Source organism: Kistimonas scapharcae (genome assembly GCF_039540975.1).
In the GTDB taxonomy this organism is placed as follows: Bacteria; Pseudomonadota; Gammaproteobacteria; order Pseudomonadales; family Endozoicomonadaceae; genus Kistimonas; species Kistimonas scapharcae.
This window is the reverse complement of sequence record NZ_BAABFL010000011.1, coordinates 1-15,059: the sequence shown is the minus strand read 5'-3', so window position 1 is coordinate 15,059 and position 15,059 is coordinate 1. Positions and strand designations below refer to the sequence as shown.

General features: G+C 53.3%; 19 protein-coding genes and 1 tRNA gene. 13 read left to right on the top strand and 7 right to left on the bottom strand.

The genetic code is table 11. The features are described 5' to 3' along the window. Positions 1 to 549: 549 nt before the first annotated feature. Positions 550 to 637: transfer RNA gene (locus tag ABD892_RS00860), tRNA-Ser, on the top strand. Positions 638 to 685: 48 nt separating this feature from the next. Here ABD892_RS00860 and ABD892_RS00855 read toward each other — a convergent pair. The 3 genes from ABD892_RS00855 to ABD892_RS00845 are packed head-to-tail and all read right to left on the bottom strand — an operon-like array spanning position 686 to position 2,906. Beyond that, positions 686 to 1,114, bottom strand: coding sequence for a hypothetical protein (locus ABD892_RS00855; protein WP_345192865.1), 429 nt, complete (start codon positions 1,112 to 1,114; stop codon positions 686 to 688). Further along, positions 1,111 to 2,448 carry a recombinase family protein gene (locus ABD892_RS00850; protein WP_345192863.1) on the bottom strand — a complete coding sequence of 446 codons (1,338 nt, stop codon included), beginning with the start codon at positions 2,446 to 2,448 and terminating at the stop codon, positions 1,111 to 1,113. Before ABD892_RS00850 ends, ABD892_RS00855 begins: the two co-directional genes overlap by 4 nt. Beyond that, positions 2,445 to 2,906: a DUF2924 domain-containing protein gene (locus ABD892_RS00845; RefSeq protein ID WP_345192861.1), complete on the bottom strand. Its 462-nt coding sequence runs from the start codon at positions 2,904 to 2,906 to the stop codon at positions 2,445 to 2,447. The genes ABD892_RS00850 and ABD892_RS00845 overlap by 4 nt, the downstream gene beginning before the upstream one ends. A 393-nt stretch (positions 2,907 to 3,299) precedes the next feature. Here ABD892_RS00845 and ABD892_RS00840 point away from each other — a divergent pair, with 393 nt between their 5' ends. The 12 genes from ABD892_RS00840 (at position 3,300) to ABD892_RS00785 (ending at position 12,889) form a co-directional block, all read left to right on the top strand. After that, positions 3,300 to 4,472, top strand: a complete 1,173-nt coding sequence (locus ABD892_RS00840) for a hypothetical protein (protein ID WP_345192859.1) — start codon at positions 3,300 to 3,302, stop codon at positions 4,470 to 4,472. Further along, complete coding sequence (locus ABD892_RS00835) at positions 4,469 to 5,356, top strand: hypothetical protein (RefSeq protein WP_345192857.1); 888 nt, start codon at positions 4,469 to 4,471, stop codon at positions 5,354 to 5,356. Before ABD892_RS00840 ends, ABD892_RS00835 begins: the two co-directional genes overlap by 4 nt. Before the next feature lie 165 nt (positions 5,357 to 5,521). Then, positions 5,522 to 5,758, top strand: a complete 237-nt coding sequence (locus ABD892_RS00830; RefSeq protein WP_345192855.1) for a DNA-binding protein — start codon at positions 5,522 to 5,524, stop codon at positions 5,756 to 5,758. Beyond that, entirely contained in the window at positions 5,733 to 5,960 is a 228-nt protein-coding gene (locus ABD892_RS00825; RefSeq protein ID WP_345192853.1) for a hypothetical protein, read from the top strand. Before ABD892_RS00830 ends, ABD892_RS00825 begins: the two co-directional genes overlap by 26 nt. Beyond that, the gene (locus tag ABD892_RS00820; RefSeq protein WP_345192851.1) at positions 5,957 to 6,835 is read left to right on the top strand and encodes an ATP-binding protein; all 879 of its coding nucleotides are present in this window, start codon (positions 5,957 to 5,959) and stop codon (positions 6,833 to 6,835) included. Before ABD892_RS00825 ends, ABD892_RS00820 begins: the two co-directional genes overlap by 4 nt. A gap of 1 nt (position 6,836) precedes the next feature. Next, positions 6,837 to 7,490 (top strand): hypothetical protein, encoded by a 654-nt coding sequence (locus ABD892_RS00815; protein ID WP_345192849.1) that lies wholly within the window; start codon positions 6,837 to 6,839, stop codon positions 7,488 to 7,490. A 72-nt stretch (positions 7,491 to 7,562) separates the two neighbouring features. Then, positions 7,563 to 9,875, top strand: a complete 2,313-nt coding sequence (locus ABD892_RS00810; RefSeq protein ID WP_345192847.1) for a phage/plasmid primase, P4 family — start codon at positions 7,563 to 7,565, stop codon at positions 9,873 to 9,875. A gap of 143 nt (positions 9,876 to 10,018) precedes the next feature. Next, positions 10,019 to 10,402 carry a DUF6362 family protein gene (locus ABD892_RS00805; RefSeq protein ID WP_345192845.1) on the top strand — a complete coding sequence of 128 codons (384 nt, stop codon included), beginning with the start codon at positions 10,019 to 10,021 and terminating at the stop codon, positions 10,400 to 10,402. 198 nt (positions 10,403 to 10,600) lie between these two features. Next, positions 10,601 to 11,824, top strand: coding sequence for a site-specific DNA-methyltransferase (locus tag ABD892_RS00800; RefSeq protein ID WP_345192843.1), 1,224 nt, complete (start codon positions 10,601 to 10,603; stop codon positions 11,822 to 11,824). Next, positions 11,796 to 12,074: a hypothetical protein gene (locus tag ABD892_RS00795; protein ID WP_345192841.1), complete on the top strand. Its 279-nt coding sequence runs from the start codon at positions 11,796 to 11,798 to the stop codon at positions 12,072 to 12,074. Before ABD892_RS00800 ends, ABD892_RS00795 begins: the two co-directional genes overlap by 29 nt. A 3-nt stretch (positions 12,075 to 12,077) precedes the next feature. Continuing rightward, complete coding sequence (locus ABD892_RS00790; protein ID WP_345192839.1) at positions 12,078 to 12,512, top strand: N-acetylmuramoyl-L-alanine amidase; 435 nt, start codon at positions 12,078 to 12,080, stop codon at positions 12,510 to 12,512. Continuing rightward, positions 12,509 to 12,889 (top strand): 3TM-type holin, encoded by a 381-nt coding sequence (locus ABD892_RS00785; RefSeq protein ID WP_345192836.1) that lies wholly within the window; start codon positions 12,509 to 12,511, stop codon positions 12,887 to 12,889. The genes ABD892_RS00790 and ABD892_RS00785 overlap by 4 nt, the downstream gene beginning before the upstream one ends. Here the strand turns inward: ABD892_RS00785 and ABD892_RS00780 are convergent. The 4 genes from ABD892_RS00780 to ABD892_RS00765 form a co-directional block, all read right to left on the bottom strand. Further along, a complete protein-coding gene (locus tag ABD892_RS00780) occupies positions 12,877 to 13,539 on the bottom strand; it encodes a GNAT family N-acetyltransferase (protein WP_345192834.1) in 663 nt (220 codons plus the stop codon). The genes ABD892_RS00785 and ABD892_RS00780 overlap by 13 nt on opposite strands. Positions 13,540 to 13,720: 181 nt before the next feature. After that, positions 13,721 to 14,098: a hypothetical protein gene (locus ABD892_RS00775; RefSeq protein ID WP_345192832.1), complete on the bottom strand. Its 378-nt coding sequence runs from the start codon at positions 14,096 to 14,098 to the stop codon at positions 13,721 to 13,723. Further along, complete coding sequence (locus tag ABD892_RS00770; RefSeq protein ID WP_345192830.1) at positions 14,095 to 14,553, bottom strand: DUF3489 domain-containing protein; 459 nt, start codon at positions 14,551 to 14,553, stop codon at positions 14,095 to 14,097. The genes ABD892_RS00775 and ABD892_RS00770 overlap by 4 nt, the downstream gene beginning before the upstream one ends. Further along, the gene (locus ABD892_RS00765; RefSeq protein ID WP_345192827.1) at positions 14,550 to 14,774 is read right to left on the bottom strand and encodes a hypothetical protein; all 225 of its coding nucleotides are present in this window, start codon (positions 14,772 to 14,774) and stop codon (positions 14,550 to 14,552) included. The genes ABD892_RS00770 and ABD892_RS00765 overlap by 4 nt, the downstream gene beginning before the upstream one ends. Positions 14,775 to 15,059: the final 285 nt, after the last annotated feature.

Sequence of the window (15,059 nt, the reverse complement as noted above, 5' to 3'; positions counted from 1 at the left end):
GCGTTTTGTGCAAAAACTGTACTCTGTTGCCAAAAGTACGGCCAGCTTGCTCACATTCCCAAGGTTAAGCGGGATTTAAGGCAAAAAAACGTCTGTTTTACTTCTCTCGGAGTAGTTTTTGAAATAACTCTCTGCTTTTCAGCATACCAGAGAGGCTTTTGAAGTGCGTTGAATTTTCAGTTTAAAATCAACAGGATATCTTGCAGTTTGATTTTGGTGTCACCGCTGGATCGTGACTGAAAACTGATATGCAGTTTGTTGGTAAAAGTTGATTATTTTCGGGTATTCGTAAATTGCAGCCTGATAAAGCATGACGGGATTACCTGCTGCCTTTTTTGATGAAATATGTGTATCAGTAGAGTAGGTGTTTTTGGAAAACGTTCACAACTAATCTGGAGGACTCATTGATAGACATTATTAGGGCAGTAATACTATGAATTTTCTGCAATATTAAACATTATTATTTTCTTGGCGGTTGTTTAAAGTCTACTTCTGATATAAAGTACGCCTCGCTTTCTGGGCATGGCCTGAAACGAAAGAGTATCAGCTGGTGAGGTGTCCGAGTGGCTGAAGGAGCACGCCTGGAAAGTGTGTATACAGAAATGTATCGAGGGTTCGAATCCCTCCCTCACCGCCAGCCATTTTTGCCTGGCATGAAAGACATCAAACCCTATCTTTATTCTGGTCATTGTTTCAACCATTCTTCCTGTTCTTTCCAGAGTATGGGTACTCCACCCATGAAATCAGCCAGTGTGCGTCCACCGATATACTTTCCCTTCAGGATGATTTCCTGGATCTCCGGGGATAACATTGTCAGCCGCATGATTCGTGCCACATAGGTATCGCTGATGCCGAGTTTTCTTGCAAGGTCCAGAATGTCCTTGTAATGCCCTGCCTCGATTTTTCCTTTCCATGTGTGTGCCTGAGCAAGCGCCTTGATCAATGCAGTATCGCGTCTGGCAGGATCGGTGGTCACGTTATCCCAGTCACTGGTTTCAATGTGGGTTTTTCCACCACGGCGTCTCAGGATGATGGGAATGACAATCTCGATGACCTGTTCGTCGGGGTGGTAGTGTTCCTGTCTTTCGCCTGAGATTTCGAGATTCTTGATCATGGGTTACCTCCACTCATTCCCCGGGTAATGCTGGGCAGGCCGGCACAGTGAAATCGGATGCGCAGGCTGTCATTTGTAACATCAATACGTTGAATCAGTAGGCGAACAATACGCTGCTGTTCTGGCGGGAAGAGTTCCTTCCAGATGGTCTGCAGGTTCTGTAGTGCCTCCCTTGTGGCGTCGAGGCTGATCGTCGGCTCGAGGTCCTTGCCCTGTGCATAGATCTGCAGGATCAGTTCGGGTTTATCCAGAAGCCGTTCCACTTCCTGCAATACCTGCCTTTCGAGCTGTTCAGCAGGTAAGGGTGGGATTATCTTGTATTTATAGCCTTCCTTTATTGCTGTGCTGCTGGTGTAGTAGCGGAAGCGTTTTCCGCGTCGCAAGCCGGAAGCCGGTATCAGGGCTTTGCCATCCGGCCCGTAGATCAGGCCTTTTAACACGGCAGGCTGGTAGTTTCTTCGACATTCTGAACGCCGGTTTTCCTTATAGTTAGTGTAAATAGCCTCAGCCTTGTCCCAAAGTGATTGTTCGATGATGCCCTCGTGCTGTCCCGGAAACCATTCCCCTTTGTGATGAATCAGGCCGAGATAAACCCTGTTTTTAAGGATCTTGTCCAGCGTCGCGCGGGCATAGCGGCGGCCTCCCCAGTAACTTCCGTCCTTGCGTTTGTAGACCTTGGTGCGGAATCCCATTTCATTGATTCGGTAGCAGGTACCAGAGATGGATCGCGTCTCAATAAAGGTTTCAAAAATTAGCCTGACGACTTCTTTTTCGCCCAAATTGACAACCAACTTGCGGTCTTTGGTGTTATACCCCAACGGCACCTGGCCCCCCATCCACATGCCTTTTTTCTTGGATTCAGCGATCTTGTCCCGGATCCGCTCACTGGTGATTTCCCGCTCGAACTGGGCAAATGACAACAGCATATGCAGGGTGAGTCGACCCATGCTATCGGTTGTATTTAGTGGCTGCGTCACGGATATAAACGACACGTTATGCGCATCCAGTACGTCCACCAGCCGGGCAAAATCCGAGATGGAACGGGTAAGACGATCAACTTTGTAGACAATAATGATGTCAATTTCATCACGCTCCACCGCCGCCACGAGTCGTTTGAGTCCCGGGCGTTCGATATTGCCCCCGGAATAGCCGCCGTCTTCAAATCGTTCGTCCACCAGTACCCATCCCTGGTGTTTCTGTGACATGACATAAGCGGCCCCGGCTTCCCATTGGGCATCCAGTGAGTTGAATTCCTGTTCAAGGCCTTCCTCGCAGGATTTCCGGGTATAAATTGCGCAGCGTTTCATGGGTTGAGTGTTTGAACGTTTACTCATTTTTTCCTCCTTCTGCGTGGTTTTTCCCTTAACCCGAAGAAGGCCGGGCCATTCCAGCGACTGCCGGTAATGACTTCGGAAATCCGCGTCAGGCTCTGGTAGATCTGTCCGTTGTATTCAAAACCGTCAGGCGTAGCGACGACCACATGCTCCTCATCCCGGTATTCCCGAGATAACCGGGTGCCGGGCGGAAGTTTGCAGGTTTTTGGCTGGGGGATTTTCTTGTTTTTGGCGGTTGCGATTCTTGCCCGACGCAGCATTTTCTTTGCTTCGTCGGTAAAACCTCCGAAAACCAGCGCCTGAACTTCCCATGCCAGGCGCTGACGCAGTATTTTGGTATTCCATTTCGGGGCCTCCTTGCCTAGCAGGGTTCGCCAGGTCCTGCGTAGTTCCTCATTGTTCATCTTCATGATGCGGGCAACTTCTGTGGCAATGTTTTGTTCACTGAGCGTTGTCACGGTTTTCCTCCTCGTTAGCGGTTTTCGGTGAGGATATACACGCTCTAACGTCGCAAGAAGTCCAGTCCTTTTGCGGCTCGAAGGCTTTATTTTTCTGGCGTCGGTGATGTCTGACTATGGCCAGTGCGAGCAGGTGAGCCAGTTCCTCCTGGGACGATACCCGTGACGATGGTTCCTGTGCGAAATAACCGTCCATGTTCAACCTGCCCTCCATTTTTGTACGTGTTGTCATAAGTCTCTTTTTAAAACATCCGAAGCAGACTTTCGATGAGGGCGTATCCGGCAGGAACGCATGAGGAAGGGGCAAAATGCCAAGCCTTGACACTGTGTCGTGTGCTGAGCAATATCTTAAGCTGTACGATGGTTCAGTAATTGGTTCAGGGAAGAACAGTGATGCCGAATCTCCACAAAGTCATGCGTTCTGCCAGCCCGGAAGGGCAGTATCGTTTCTGTGAGCTGGTGCAGGTTAACGACGCATCACTCAACGGTGAAGCATTCGCACTGAAGCAAACGACCCATATCGATCAGGTCTTTGAAGACATCATGGCGAATAACGCCAGCCACTTTGCCGAGATTGAGGAAGTGGCGACGCGCATAGTGCGCATTGTGCAGAACGGCGGGTATAAATTCCTGCCGAAACAGCATGATGAGCCATTTGTTTTCAATCCCTATGACAGAGTGATTAAACTGCTGCTGAATAGTGACTGGCTGGTGGAGCAAGCCGAGATGCGTCAGTTTGCCAGTTATTATCGCTTTGGAAAAATGTGGGATTCCTACCGGTTAGATTCGGTTGTCGAGCCGCAGAAATCGACACTTCTGGATAACTTCAAACTGGCATTGGGCAAGGTATGCAGACGAAATTTATGCCGGGTTGAGCGTTTCACCTATGACCGTGAACATCATCGTGGGGGACATCGCAGGTTACTGCACCTGGAAATCTTTCTTGAAGGTGATCCCAGTGTGGTCAACGAACTGGACCAAGGGGAAGAGCTCCAGCCGACAATCGTTTTTCCTGCCCATGAATTTGCACTGACCCATGAGTACAAGAGTGGAAAGATTGAGGTTGTAGCACCTACACGGGCTATGCGGAACTTGTTGAGTGAAATCTATGTAAAGGAAGTGCTTGGTCTAAATGACGCTCCCGAACGTATAACACCGCGTAGTTTCGGACTGGATCACTTGCGTCAAAGGCCTGTGTTTACTTGCCAACCGAATGACCGCATTGATTGTGTTCACGTCACAGGGTTGAAATGTAAGTCACTCATTGATGGCACATTTTGGGAACTGAATGTCCCCAAAGAGCACTTGTTTAAAAAAGATGTGTATGACTCTGCCAGGGATAATGACTTGGATGGGCATATTGAATCAGAGGCGGGCTTTCGCGTGGTGGAAGCGACAATCCATATTCTGAAACGTGAGCAGGGAAGGGTAGCAAAAAAAACAGCGATTCCCGTCAGGTTCAAGGAACCCAACAGACACAACCTCCGTGAAATGGATGAACAGGATCGTTTGGTGGTTCAACGCATGCTGGTGGATTCAGGCATTATTGACGAGGATGACCAATGACAGCTGTCTCGGAAGCGGTTTTCATTGCATTGGCAAAGTGGTGGGAATCCGGTGCCCTGCATCGCAATGGCTCACAGTTGCGATACTTTTATCCCGGGCTGACGTCGGGGCTATTGAGCAGTGGCGCATTGACACCTGATCAACTGGATGACTGGGTCACTGATATGGGTGGCGATTCTTTTCCGGTGGAAGAAACCAAACCGGGCTTTTTCGTACGTTATGACAGGGAATGTTTTGAGGTTGAAGTCCCTGAAGCTGACCTGCGTCGTTACCGTCTTGTCACAGAATGGTTGCCACAAAACCTGACAGAAATGCTTGGCAGTCACCGAAAACCGGAGTGTTGGCTACAGGACAAATTGTGGTTTCTGGGAAACTACCGGGTCGGGAGAAAATACTGGCCAGTCTGGCTGGCGCGTCGCCTCAGGGATACTGAAGTCTTTGATGCCGTTGACTACAGCCTTCAGCATCCACGTATCAAGGATGGTGTCATCATAACGCTGCAACCGCCACGTCGTCAGCAATGTGCCCGATTGTCCGGTGCGTTTGAAGTCGTGGCTCTCGGGGATGTTGTGGCAGGTAATCCTGTATCGCTTGATTTGTCATGGCTTCAAGATCCTGTTGAAACGGCGATACAGTGGGATGATGCGGCCGGAGTTCTGCACGTGATGGGGATGCCTGCCTGGACTGTAGATGGACCCAAGCAGCGTATGGTTGTTCATCTCTTGTTTGAAGCCTGGCAGTCAGGTCGTAACAACGTATCGACTGAGGAATTGCAGGAGGCGGGTGTTACCTCCAGAACGCCCGGTCAACTCTGGAGAAAAGGCAGTGGGTGGGAGTCTTATATTGGCTACGGTGATAAACGCTGGTGGCTTATTGCCCCGTGACTGCATGGGGATACCCTACCGAAGCCGACCTTGAGTCGGTTTTTTTCTGCAAATTTTCGTCATTCTGCCCATATCTAACGCTGGTCTAACTCTATCTAACGCTCGTCTAACTGACATTCGCCAATATGGTCTTGCCACAGGACAAAACAGGAAGGAGGCAGACTGATGGCGATAGAGCACCTGTCACAAAAACAACTGGCCCGGCGATGGGGCGTCAAGACCTGTACCCTCGAACGCTGGCGTCAGCAGGGGTTGGGGCCGTTGTTTCTCAAGATTAACAGCAAGGTGATGTACCGGCTTGAGGATGTCGAGCGTTACGAGCAGGCCCGTTGTTACAAGGGGACTGGTCAGCCAGTGTCGTGCAAGGAGAAAGCCGATGAATCTCAAATACACACTGTCTGATCTTCGCAACATGACCCTATTGCAGATTGTCACGCTACCGGAACAGGAGCTGGACAGTTTGTATCGGGAAGCCGTGCAGGAAATCAATCACGCCAGTCGGTGTTTGAAGCGGCTGCACAATGCCCGCTACTTGCGTCGTTTAACCCGGGCAAGGGAGATCGTTTGCTCGCTGGAGTCGGACCAGTTGGGAGGTGACGCATGAAGCTTCCCATTATTACCGCAGAACAGCGGCAACAGGAGCACAAGGGCGTCAAAGCCGTGCTGTTGGGGCAGAGCGGTGTTGGTAAAACCTCGCAGTTGTGGACGTTACCAGCGGACAAAACCCTGTTTATTGATCTGGAAGCGGGTGATCTCGCTGTCCAGGGTTGGCAGGGTGACACTGTGCGTCCACCGACATGGCCGGATTTCCGGTTGCTGGTGGCCTTTATCGCAGGTCCTAACCCGGCCCTTGGAAAAAAGCAGCCGTATTCACCAGCGCATTATCAGGCCGCCTGCGAGAAGTTCGGTGATCCGGCTGGTCTGGATAAGTACGCCATCTTCTTTGTCGATTCGATTACAGCGCTGGCCAGGCTCTGCTTTCAGTGGAGCAGTAAGCAGGCTGAGGCGTTCAGTGAGCGAACTGGCAAGCCCGATACCCGTGGCGCTTACGGGTTGCATGGCAGGGAGATGATCGCCGCGTTAAATCACCTGCAACATGCACGGGGTAAACACGTGATCTACGTGGGGATCCTCGAGGAACGGGTAGACGACTTCAATCGCCGGATCTTCCAGCCCCAGATCGAGGGCTCACGAACCGGGCTTGAACTCCCCGGGATTGTCGATGAGGTGATCACCATGGCCAGCCTGCCGGACGAACAGGGCAACCTGCAGCGCAGTTTTGTCTGCCAGACCCTCAACCCCTGGGGTTTTCCGGCCAAGGACCGCAGTGGACGGCTGGACCAGACCGAACCGGCCCATCTGGGGAAGTTGCTCCGGAAGATCAGCCAGCCCTTAGCTGAGCGACAGTTGCAGTACGCCACCAGCAAACCGGCACAACCGCAGACAGAACCCCAACAACCATCGCAACAAGGAGCGTGACATGAACCAGCCCGTTAACAATACCTGGACTGACTTTAACGATGCCGAGGTGCAGCAGGATTTTGACCTGATTCCCAGGGGCACCATTGCCAAGGTCAACTTGACCCTGAAGCCCGGAGGTTATAACGAACCCCATATGGGCTGGCATGGCGGTTGGGCAACCCGCAGCGAGACTGGCGCCGTCTATCTCAAGGCCGAGTTCATGGTGTTGTCCGGCCCCTATGCAAAACGCAAGGTGTGGAGCCTGATCGGTCTGCACAGTCCCAAGGGGCCGACCTGGGCCAACATGGGGCGGAGCTTTGTCCGGTCGCTGCTCTGTTCTGCCCGGGGCATTCGCCAGGATGACAATGCACCCCAAGCCGTTCTGGCCCGTCGGCTGAAGGATTTTGGTGAACTGGATGGCATGGAGTTTGTTGCCCGCATTGATGTGGAGAAAGATACCGATGGTGAAGAGACCAATGTCATCAAGCACATCGTTACCCCGGATGACAAGCGTTATCAGCAGGTGATGGCAGAGGCTGGCGGGCAGAGTCATAGCCAGCAGTCGCAACAGTACGCGTCACCGCACACACAGCAGCAGGAACCACAACAGGGACAGGCAACAGGACAGGCTGATTATCAGTTCCAGCAACCGGACGGCTTCTGGGATCAATGAGGCCATAACCATCCTCTCTGCCCGGCATGAGGCCGGGTGGGGAGCCTTTCCTTGCTTTCAGGATGAAAGACCATGACAGACTTTCTGGACTTTAACGATGCCGAGATTGTCAGGCTGCCGGATGATAACCCCGGCAGGCTCGCAGCGGGCGATATCAGACAACGGCTCATGTCACAGCTGCCGTCGTTTATCGAATACCTGTTACCGGATGCTGCGGGTTATCCGGATCATTATGCTGTCGGTAATTGCGCCGGGGCCAAAGGACAAAGCCTGAAGATCGCCATTGAGGGGGAGAAGGCCGGTCTGTGGCATGATTTTGCCACCGGTGAGCATGGCGACATGTTCAGCCTGGTCCAGGCAAACCAGCATATGGATTTCCCTGACGCGTTGCGTTTCATCGCCCGTTGGCTGGGGGTAGAGGCAAAACCAGTGAAAACTCCGGTGCCAGGACCCAAAAAATCGAAGGCCGTGATCGATGACCTGGGACGGCACACGGGGAAATGGGATTACCATGACAGTGACGGCAATCTCATCGCCTGTGTCTACCGCTATGACACACCGACAGGCAAGCAGTTCCGTCCCTGGGATGTGAAGGCGGGCAAGCACAAGGCACCGGCCCCCAGGCCCTTGTATAACCAGCCGGCGATTAAACAGTGTGAGGCTGTCGTGCTGGTGGAAGGGGAAAAGTGTGCCCAGGCGCTGATCGACGCCGGGATTTGTGCGACAACGGCCATGAATGGCGCCAGGGCCCCGGTGGACAAGACTGATTGGAGGCCGCTCAAGGGAAAACAGGTGCTGGTCTGGCCGGATAACGATCAACCGGGTCGGGAGTATGCGGAATCGGCGGCGATGGCCGTCCTCAGGGCCGGTGCGGCCTCCTGCGCGATATTGATTGCGCCGTCCGGCAAACCTGAAAAATGGGATGCCGCAGATGCGCTGGTGGAAGTTGATCAGCAGAACAACCCGTTTGACGTGCCGGGTTTTCTGGCCGGGGCGGAACGAACCCCTGTCACCTTGCCTGACGAGACAGATGGCATCAGTGGGCTGGTGTCGTCAGGACTCGAAACCGATGACGAACTGACCCAGGCATTCAACACGCTCTACGGTGACAACTGGCGTTACTGTGACCAGTGGGGGAAATGGTTTGTCTGGACGGGGCAGTGCTGGAGTCAGGACAAGGTTCTGTATGTATGCCACCTGTCGCGTTTGCTGTGCCGGGCTGCAGCACACCATGCCGAGAAGGAGCGACAGCGTAACCGGCTGGCGTCCACCAGTACCATCCAGAACATCGTCAAACTGGCCCGCTCGTCGCCCTGCCATGCCACGACGGCGGATGAATGGGACCGGGATCCCTGGTTGCTCAATACCCCCGGTGGTGTCGTTGATCTGAAAACCGGACGGCTGCTGGCACATCGACGCAGCGACATGATGACCCGCATGACGACTGCCACGCCAGAAGGTGACTGTCCCCTGTGGTTGCGTTTTATGAACGATGTCACTGACGGCGACCGGGCGCTGGTGGATTACCTGCAAAAGGTCGTGGGCTACTGTCTGACCGGCGTTACCACGGAACATGCCCTGTTTTTCCTTCACGGTGGTGGCGCTAACGGCAAGTCGGTCTTCGTCCATGTGCTGATGTCCATCCTGAGCAATTACGCCGCCAACGCGCCGGTGGAAACCTTCATGGAAACCCGCACCGAAAAACATCCAACCGATCTGGCCAGCCTGCAGGGGGCAAGGTATGTATCGAGTGTGGAAACCGAGCAGGGTAAACGGTGGAATGAGTCCAAGCTGAAAACCCTGACCGGCGGCGACAAGATCTCGGCCCGTTTTATGCGCCAGGATTTTTTTGAATACACGCCCCAGTTCAAGCTGGTGATTGCCGGCAACCACAAGCCGTCCATCCGCAATGTGGATGAGGCCATGAAGCGGCGATTGCACCTGATTCCCTTTACGGTGACGGTGCCTGACGAGAAGAAAGATCGTTCGCTACCCAACAAACTGCTGCGCGAGCGTGGCGGTATTCTTGCCTGGGCTGTCGAAGGTTGCCTGCGCTGGCAGAAAGAGGGGATTAAGCCACCCACTACTGTCGTGAAGGCGACCCAGGATTATTTCGATGGTGAAGATACGCTGGGCCAATGGATTGATGAGCGTTGTGAGATGGGCCGGGCCAAGCGGGAGAGTGTCGCCCGGTTGTATGCGGATTTTAAACTCTGGTCGGAAGAGCAGGGGCAGTACGTTGGTTCGGTGAAACGATTTTCAGAAAGCATGCAATCCAGAAAGTTTGACAAGTGCCGTATGACAACCGGGCACAGGGGCTTGATGGGGGTAGCGTTGCGCCTGAGAGAGGGAGTGAATATAGGGGCATATCATACTGATTTTTAAGCAGGAAAAGCGTTCTGACTGACGGTTATGACAGGTTTGCAGTATTGTTTCCACGTACGCACGCGCACACGCACCTATAAGGGGTTAACCAGCAAACGTGTCATAACCGTCAGTATCCATTCTGAAAACCACAAGGACAGGTTATGGATCGATTAATCAACGAGCTGGCAGATCGTTACCGGGAAGCCTGGCTGACGTCCCATCGAATTCCGGCAGGTATTCGTTTGGGGTATACCGCATTCTGGCCAGAGATGAACTATGACAAACGGGAGCAGATTCGTAGGGCAGAGCGTGAAGTGTTATCCATACGTGTCACGCCGGAGGATGTGGATCGGATGCTCGAATGTAGCCGGTGGCTGATGGAGCTGGTGGAGGAAGATCGGAAACTCATCTGGCTCAGGGCATCCGGGCTGACATGGCGTGATATCGCTGAGCATACAGGCATTCCCCGCACGTCCGTTCACCGTTACTGGCACAGGGCGCTATTGAGGATAGTGATCAATCAGGGACAACGGCAACAGATATAGTGTCGCTGGTTGTAACCTGTCAGGGCGTAATCCTGAGGGAAATAGCTTGCCAGACGTAAGTCGCTGGTGGGACAGATCTCCCGGTTTTGGTGTAAATTTTTTGTATGCTTGTGCAGCGCTACGCCGGAAGGCCATGCAGCTCAAATTCCAACGCCTCGGACTGGTTCCGGGGCGTTTTGCTTTCCAGGGACGGAACCCATGTCCACAGACACCCAACAAACCCTCGTTGAGAAACTGGAACACTGGCCGGTGGCCGAGCTGGTGCCCTATGTCCGCAATGCCCGGACCCACTCGGCGGCACAGGTAACCCAGATTGCCCGCTCCATCGAAACGTTCGGGTTTGTGAATCCGATCCTGGTGGGGCAGGACAAGGTCATCGTAGCCGGCCATGGTCGTTTGTTGGCGGCGCAGGAGCTGGGCATGACCACGGTGCCGGTGATCGTGCTGGGCCATCTGGACGAGTTGCAGCGTCGGGCGCTGGTGCTGGCTGACAATAAGCTGGCCGAGCAGGCAGGCTGGGATGAGGAACTGCTCAAGGCTGAGCTGCAGGCGCTGGATGATATGGACTTCGATCTGGAGCTGGTGGGTTTCAGTGATGAGGAACTGGATGGCCTGCTGCTGGAAGAGCCGGCTGATAACAGCGAAGCAAACGACAATGTGCCGGAACCGGAAGGGCATCCTGTCAGTCAACCGGGTGATCTCTGGATTCTGGGTAGCCATCGGGTGCTCTGCGGCAGCGCCACGGAAACGGCAGATGTCGAACACCTCATGGACGGCCAGCTGGCCGACATGGTGTTTACCGATCCGCCCTACAACGTGGACTACGGCAACAACGCCAAGGACAAACTCCGCGGCAAGGATCGGCGGATCAAANTCTGCAAGGGCGCGGTATACGTCTGCATGAGTTCATCGGAGCTGGACACGCTCCAGAAAGCGTTTCGGGAAGCCGGTGGCAAATGGTCCACTTTCCTGATCTGGGCCAAGAACACCTTCACCCTGGGTCGGGCAGATTATCAGCGCCAGTACGAACCCATCCTCTACGGCTGGAAAGATGGCAGCGATCATTTCTGGTGTGGCGCCCGCGACCAGGGCGATGTCTGGTTTTTCAACAAACCGGCCCGTAATGATCTTCATCCCACCATGAAGCCGGTGGAGCTGGTCGAGCGGGCTATCAGAAACTCGTCCAAATCCAAGGATATCGTGCTGGATCTGTTTGGTGGCTCAGGCAGCACCCTGATTGCCTGCGAAAAGACCGGGCGTCAGGCCAGACTCACGGAGCTGGATCCGAAGTACGTGGATGTGATCGTACGACGCTGGGAGGAGTACACCGGCCAGGAAGCCGTACTGGATGCCAGCCAGCTGACCTTCACCCAGACAGCGCAGGAGCGTGGCCATGACCGACATGATCCGGCAGCGGCTTGACCAGATTGATGGCAAGCTGGACAAACTCTCCGATGCGGTCAGTCGGCTGGCGGCCGTGGAAGAGCGACTGATCCACCAGAACCATACCCTTGATAATCTCAATCACAAACTGGAAGACTCGGAAAAGCGCATCCGTTTGCTGGAACACCAGGCCAGTGCCCGGGGCGTGGTGCTGGCGTCGGTAGAACGTTTTGGCTGGTTGATCCTGACCACCACGATTGGCATTGTCGCCTACACCCTCAAGGACTGAGACATGGGCAAGCGAAACGAAACCACTGTGGTGGTCGTGCACTGCTCGGCCACCCGCCCGGATAGCAAGGTCACCTTTGACGACATCCGCCGCTGGCACATGATGGAGCGTGCCTTTATGGATATTGGTTACCACTTTGTTATTGAGCGCGACGGCAGCCTCAAGCAAGGTAGGGCTATTGATGATTGGGGTGCTCATGTGAAAGGCCACAATCACGAAAGCGTTGGCATTTGCCTGGTGGGTGGCATGGATGCCAGGGGGCAGGCGGAGGACAATTTTACGCCGCTCCAGAAACGGATGCTGCGCTTTCTTGTGGCAGGCTGCAGGGGACTGTGGCCTGGGGTGACGGTGAAAGGTCACCATCACTACAACCGGGACAAGGAGTGTCCCTCCTTTGATGTACAGGCATGGCTGCTCGATGAGGGCATGGCGCCATGAGCTGGACACTGGCAATACCTGTACTGGGCAAACTGATCGACAAGGTGTTGCCTGATGCCGAACAGAAAGCCAAAGCCCACCAGGAACTGAACACACTGGCACTCAACGGTGAGTTAGATGCATTGGCCAAGCAGGCTGGTGTTATCACTGCTGAGTCCAAGGGCGAGGGCTGGCTGCAACGGAGCTGGCGTCCTGTGGTGATGTTGACCTTTACGGCGTTGGTAGTTTGTCGCTGGCTGGGCTGGACGACACCGGGTCTGACCGAGGCGGTAGAGCTCAAGTTGCTGGGCATCGTGCAGCTGGGACTGGGTGGCTACATTGCCAGCCGAGGGGTGGAGAAAACAATCAGGTCATTACGCCTCACTCAAAATAAATGAGACTTCAAATATGAAATTTCATCTGTCCGTAGAGTACAGAAACGCTTTAATACAGGACTTAGTTCAAATTTAACTCTAGTAGGATACAGACGAGGATGATCATACTGCATGACAAATTTCTTCTCTGTTTCACACATTCCAATTTTGTTGAGGTAGAAGCGAGCAGCAGCAGGATCTGAAGTTAAACCGAGTTTAAAAACGTTCATTTTTATCGCTATGTCTATAGCGCAACACATTAAAAACTGGCCGATTCCCTTACCTTTGTATTGATCAAGTACTGCAAGCTTGTTGATTTTTAGATGTCCGGTTTCTGATGGGTAGTCAGTAAGCTTGCATGAAATATAACCAACAAAATCTGAATTGGAACGATCGGTAACTTCAAGAATGAAACCACTGCAGTGGCGCTCACTGAGTCGCATTGATTCTAATTCCTGGAATTCAGCATGTAGTTCCTCAATAGGGTCAATAGGTTGAGGAGGTTCGTCTGCTGGTAAAGCCTTCATGTAAAGCGGAAGATATGAGCGGTCCGAACAATTTGTTAATAAGGTAACTTTGTAGCCCATAGCAATTGCTTTTTCTTTTAAGGTTGTAGCTATTGGGATTGCTTTAGGCGTTACCGCGTACAGGCTATCAAGCATTGGGTGATACATAAACATTCCTGAAACAGTGATCTTTGATAGCAAGTAGACCGGCCACCTTGATAATTGTTCGTCAAACTATGGATCTATGGCAAAAAATGTTAGCCGGGGACCCTGTGAATCGCGCTGGGTTGCGGGTAAGCGGACTCGCGGGGTTTCGCTAGCGATAGCGCCAGAATCGGGGTTGACAGGTTTACATATCGGTTGACAGATTGATCCTTTCCCAGACTTCCATACTGGCTAGCTTGTATTGAAACACTACGTCGATTTTCTCAAGTTTGGCCAAGCGCACGATGTCACCTGATGTCCGGTAAAAACGAGGTTGATGCTCTGGCCATTGACCATCAAGATCGCGGTGCATGGCAATGACACCTCGCCCCTCAATCCAATCCAGATTACCTTTGTGCATTAATGCCAGTGCGTCGATGAATTGCGCATACCAGCGATTCAGTTTGCTGAGGGTGTCACAGGTGGAACGATTGAGTTTAATGACCATGAGATGGTGATTGTGAAGTTCCAGGACAAGCAGGGCAGGCTGGATGCCTGCTCTGTATTCAGGGCGCTTGCTCATGCAGTGACCGGCTCCTCAGCAATCCGGTAAATTCGATCTTTGCCCTCGGGCTTTTCGGAAGTGATGGTCAGCCCGAGTCGTTTTTTTATTGTGCCTGCAAGAGTGCCCCGAACGGTGTGTTGTTGCCAACCTGTTTCGGCCATTATTTTGGCTATGGTGGTGCCCTCTGACCTGCTCAACAGTTCAATGACCCGATGGAGCTTGGAACCGGGACGGGTGACGGGCTTCTTCTCATCGGCTTCTGGCTGTTCCACCCCGATGGCCTGTCGCCCCTCTGGCGTCAGCGAGTAATTGATCCAGTTCTTGCAGGTCTTTGCTCTCAAGAGCCCCCGTTTGATCAGACTTTCGAGCACTTTTTTCCGGGCACCACCGCGCAGCGGGATGTCCTGGGCGGTTAAGTGACCATTGCCGTGGATCAGTTGCAGGGTATTGGTTTGGGTGTCGGTCAGTTTCATGGCGTCTCTCCTTGTTGCCGTGATGAATCGGGCCAGTTGGCCAGTGCGTCATCCAGATCCTCCGCCAGGCGTGCGAGGGTGCCGACATGGCACCAGTCGCATTCCTCCGGTGAGGGCAGGGTGAAGTGGTTAACCCGCAGATCAATCAGTTTGGCTACGAGCGCGTCAATACGGTGCAGGTGCATCAGCAGGGCTTCTTCGATGGCATCTTGCCGGTTCATGGTGCTTGTCCTGTCCGGGTGGGTGTTGTGTACATGAAGGCTTCGAAGGGCGCGGTTAGCAAGTCAGAACAGCCAGAAATCTCAATAAATAATGGCGTTACCGGGCGCTGTCGGGCTATGGCGGGAGGCATGGGACCCTATGGCGTTGGTTTCACAATCGGAATTTGCCCGGCGCAATGGCTGGTCCCGGCAGTATGTCAGCAAACTAGGAGCTGTTGACGTTTCACATTGGTAACCAGACAAAAGCACAAGCCAGAGCTACGACACTGACAAAGTTTCGCTTTA

What these genes read in the sequence shown, in the direction of transcription:
- ABD892_RS00850 (WP_345192863.1), bottom strand. Translation starts at nt 2,448, where the DNA reads ATGAGTAAACGTTCAAACACTCAACCCATGAAACGCTGCGCAATTTAT.
- ABD892_RS00765 (WP_345192827.1), bottom strand. Translation starts at nt 14,774, where the DNA reads ATGAACCGGCAAGATGCCATCGAAGAAGCCCTGCTGATGCACCTGCAC.
- ABD892_RS00825 (WP_345192853.1), top strand. Translation starts at nt 5,733, where the DNA reads ATGAATCTCAAATACACACTGTCTGATCTTCGCAACATGACCCTATTG.
- ABD892_RS00805 (WP_345192845.1), top strand. Translation starts at nt 10,019, where the DNA reads ATGGATCGATTAATCAACGAGCTGGCAGATCGTTACCGGGAAGCCTGG.
- ABD892_RS00820 (WP_345192851.1), top strand. Translation starts at nt 5,957, where the DNA reads ATGAAGCTTCCCATTATTACCGCAGAACAGCGGCAACAGGAGCACAAG.
- ABD892_RS00785 (WP_345192836.1), top strand. Translation starts at nt 12,509, where the DNA reads ATGAGCTGGACACTGGCAATACCTGTACTGGGCAAACTGATCGACAAG.
- ABD892_RS00835 (WP_345192857.1), top strand. Translation starts at nt 4,469, where the DNA reads ATGACAGCTGTCTCGGAAGCGGTTTTCATTGCATTGGCAAAGTGGTGG.
- ABD892_RS00810 (WP_345192847.1), top strand. Translation starts at nt 7,563, where the DNA reads ATGACAGACTTTCTGGACTTTAACGATGCCGAGATTGTCAGGCTGCCG.
- ABD892_RS00795 (WP_345192841.1), top strand. Translation starts at nt 11,796, where the DNA reads ATGACCGACATGATCCGGCAGCGGCTTGACCAGATTGATGGCAAGCTG.
- ABD892_RS00830 (WP_345192855.1), top strand. Translation starts at nt 5,522, where the DNA reads ATGGCGATAGAGCACCTGTCACAAAAACAACTGGCCCGGCGATGGGGC.
- ABD892_RS00815 (WP_345192849.1), top strand. Translation starts at nt 6,837, where the DNA reads ATGAACCAGCCCGTTAACAATACCTGGACTGACTTTAACGATGCCGAG.
- ABD892_RS00775 (WP_345192832.1), bottom strand. Translation starts at nt 14,098, where the DNA reads ATGAGCAAGCGCCCTGAATACAGAGCAGGCATCCAGCCTGCCCTGCTT.
- ABD892_RS00790 (WP_345192839.1), top strand. Translation starts at nt 12,078, where the DNA reads ATGGGCAAGCGAAACGAAACCACTGTGGTGGTCGTGCACTGCTCGGCC.
- ABD892_RS00840 (WP_345192859.1), top strand. Translation starts at nt 3,300, where the DNA reads ATGCCGAATCTCCACAAAGTCATGCGTTCTGCCAGCCCGGAAGGGCAG.
- ABD892_RS00780 (WP_345192834.1), bottom strand. Translation starts at nt 13,539, where the DNA reads ATGTATCACCCAATGCTTGATAGCCTGTACGCGGTAACGCCTAAAGCA.
- ABD892_RS00855 (WP_345192865.1), bottom strand. Translation starts at nt 1,114, where the DNA reads ATGATCAAGAATCTCGAAATCTCAGGCGAAAGACAGGAACACTACCAC.
- ABD892_RS00770 (WP_345192830.1), bottom strand. Translation starts at nt 14,553, where the DNA reads ATGAAACTGACCGACACCCAAACCAATACCCTGCAACTGATCCACGGC.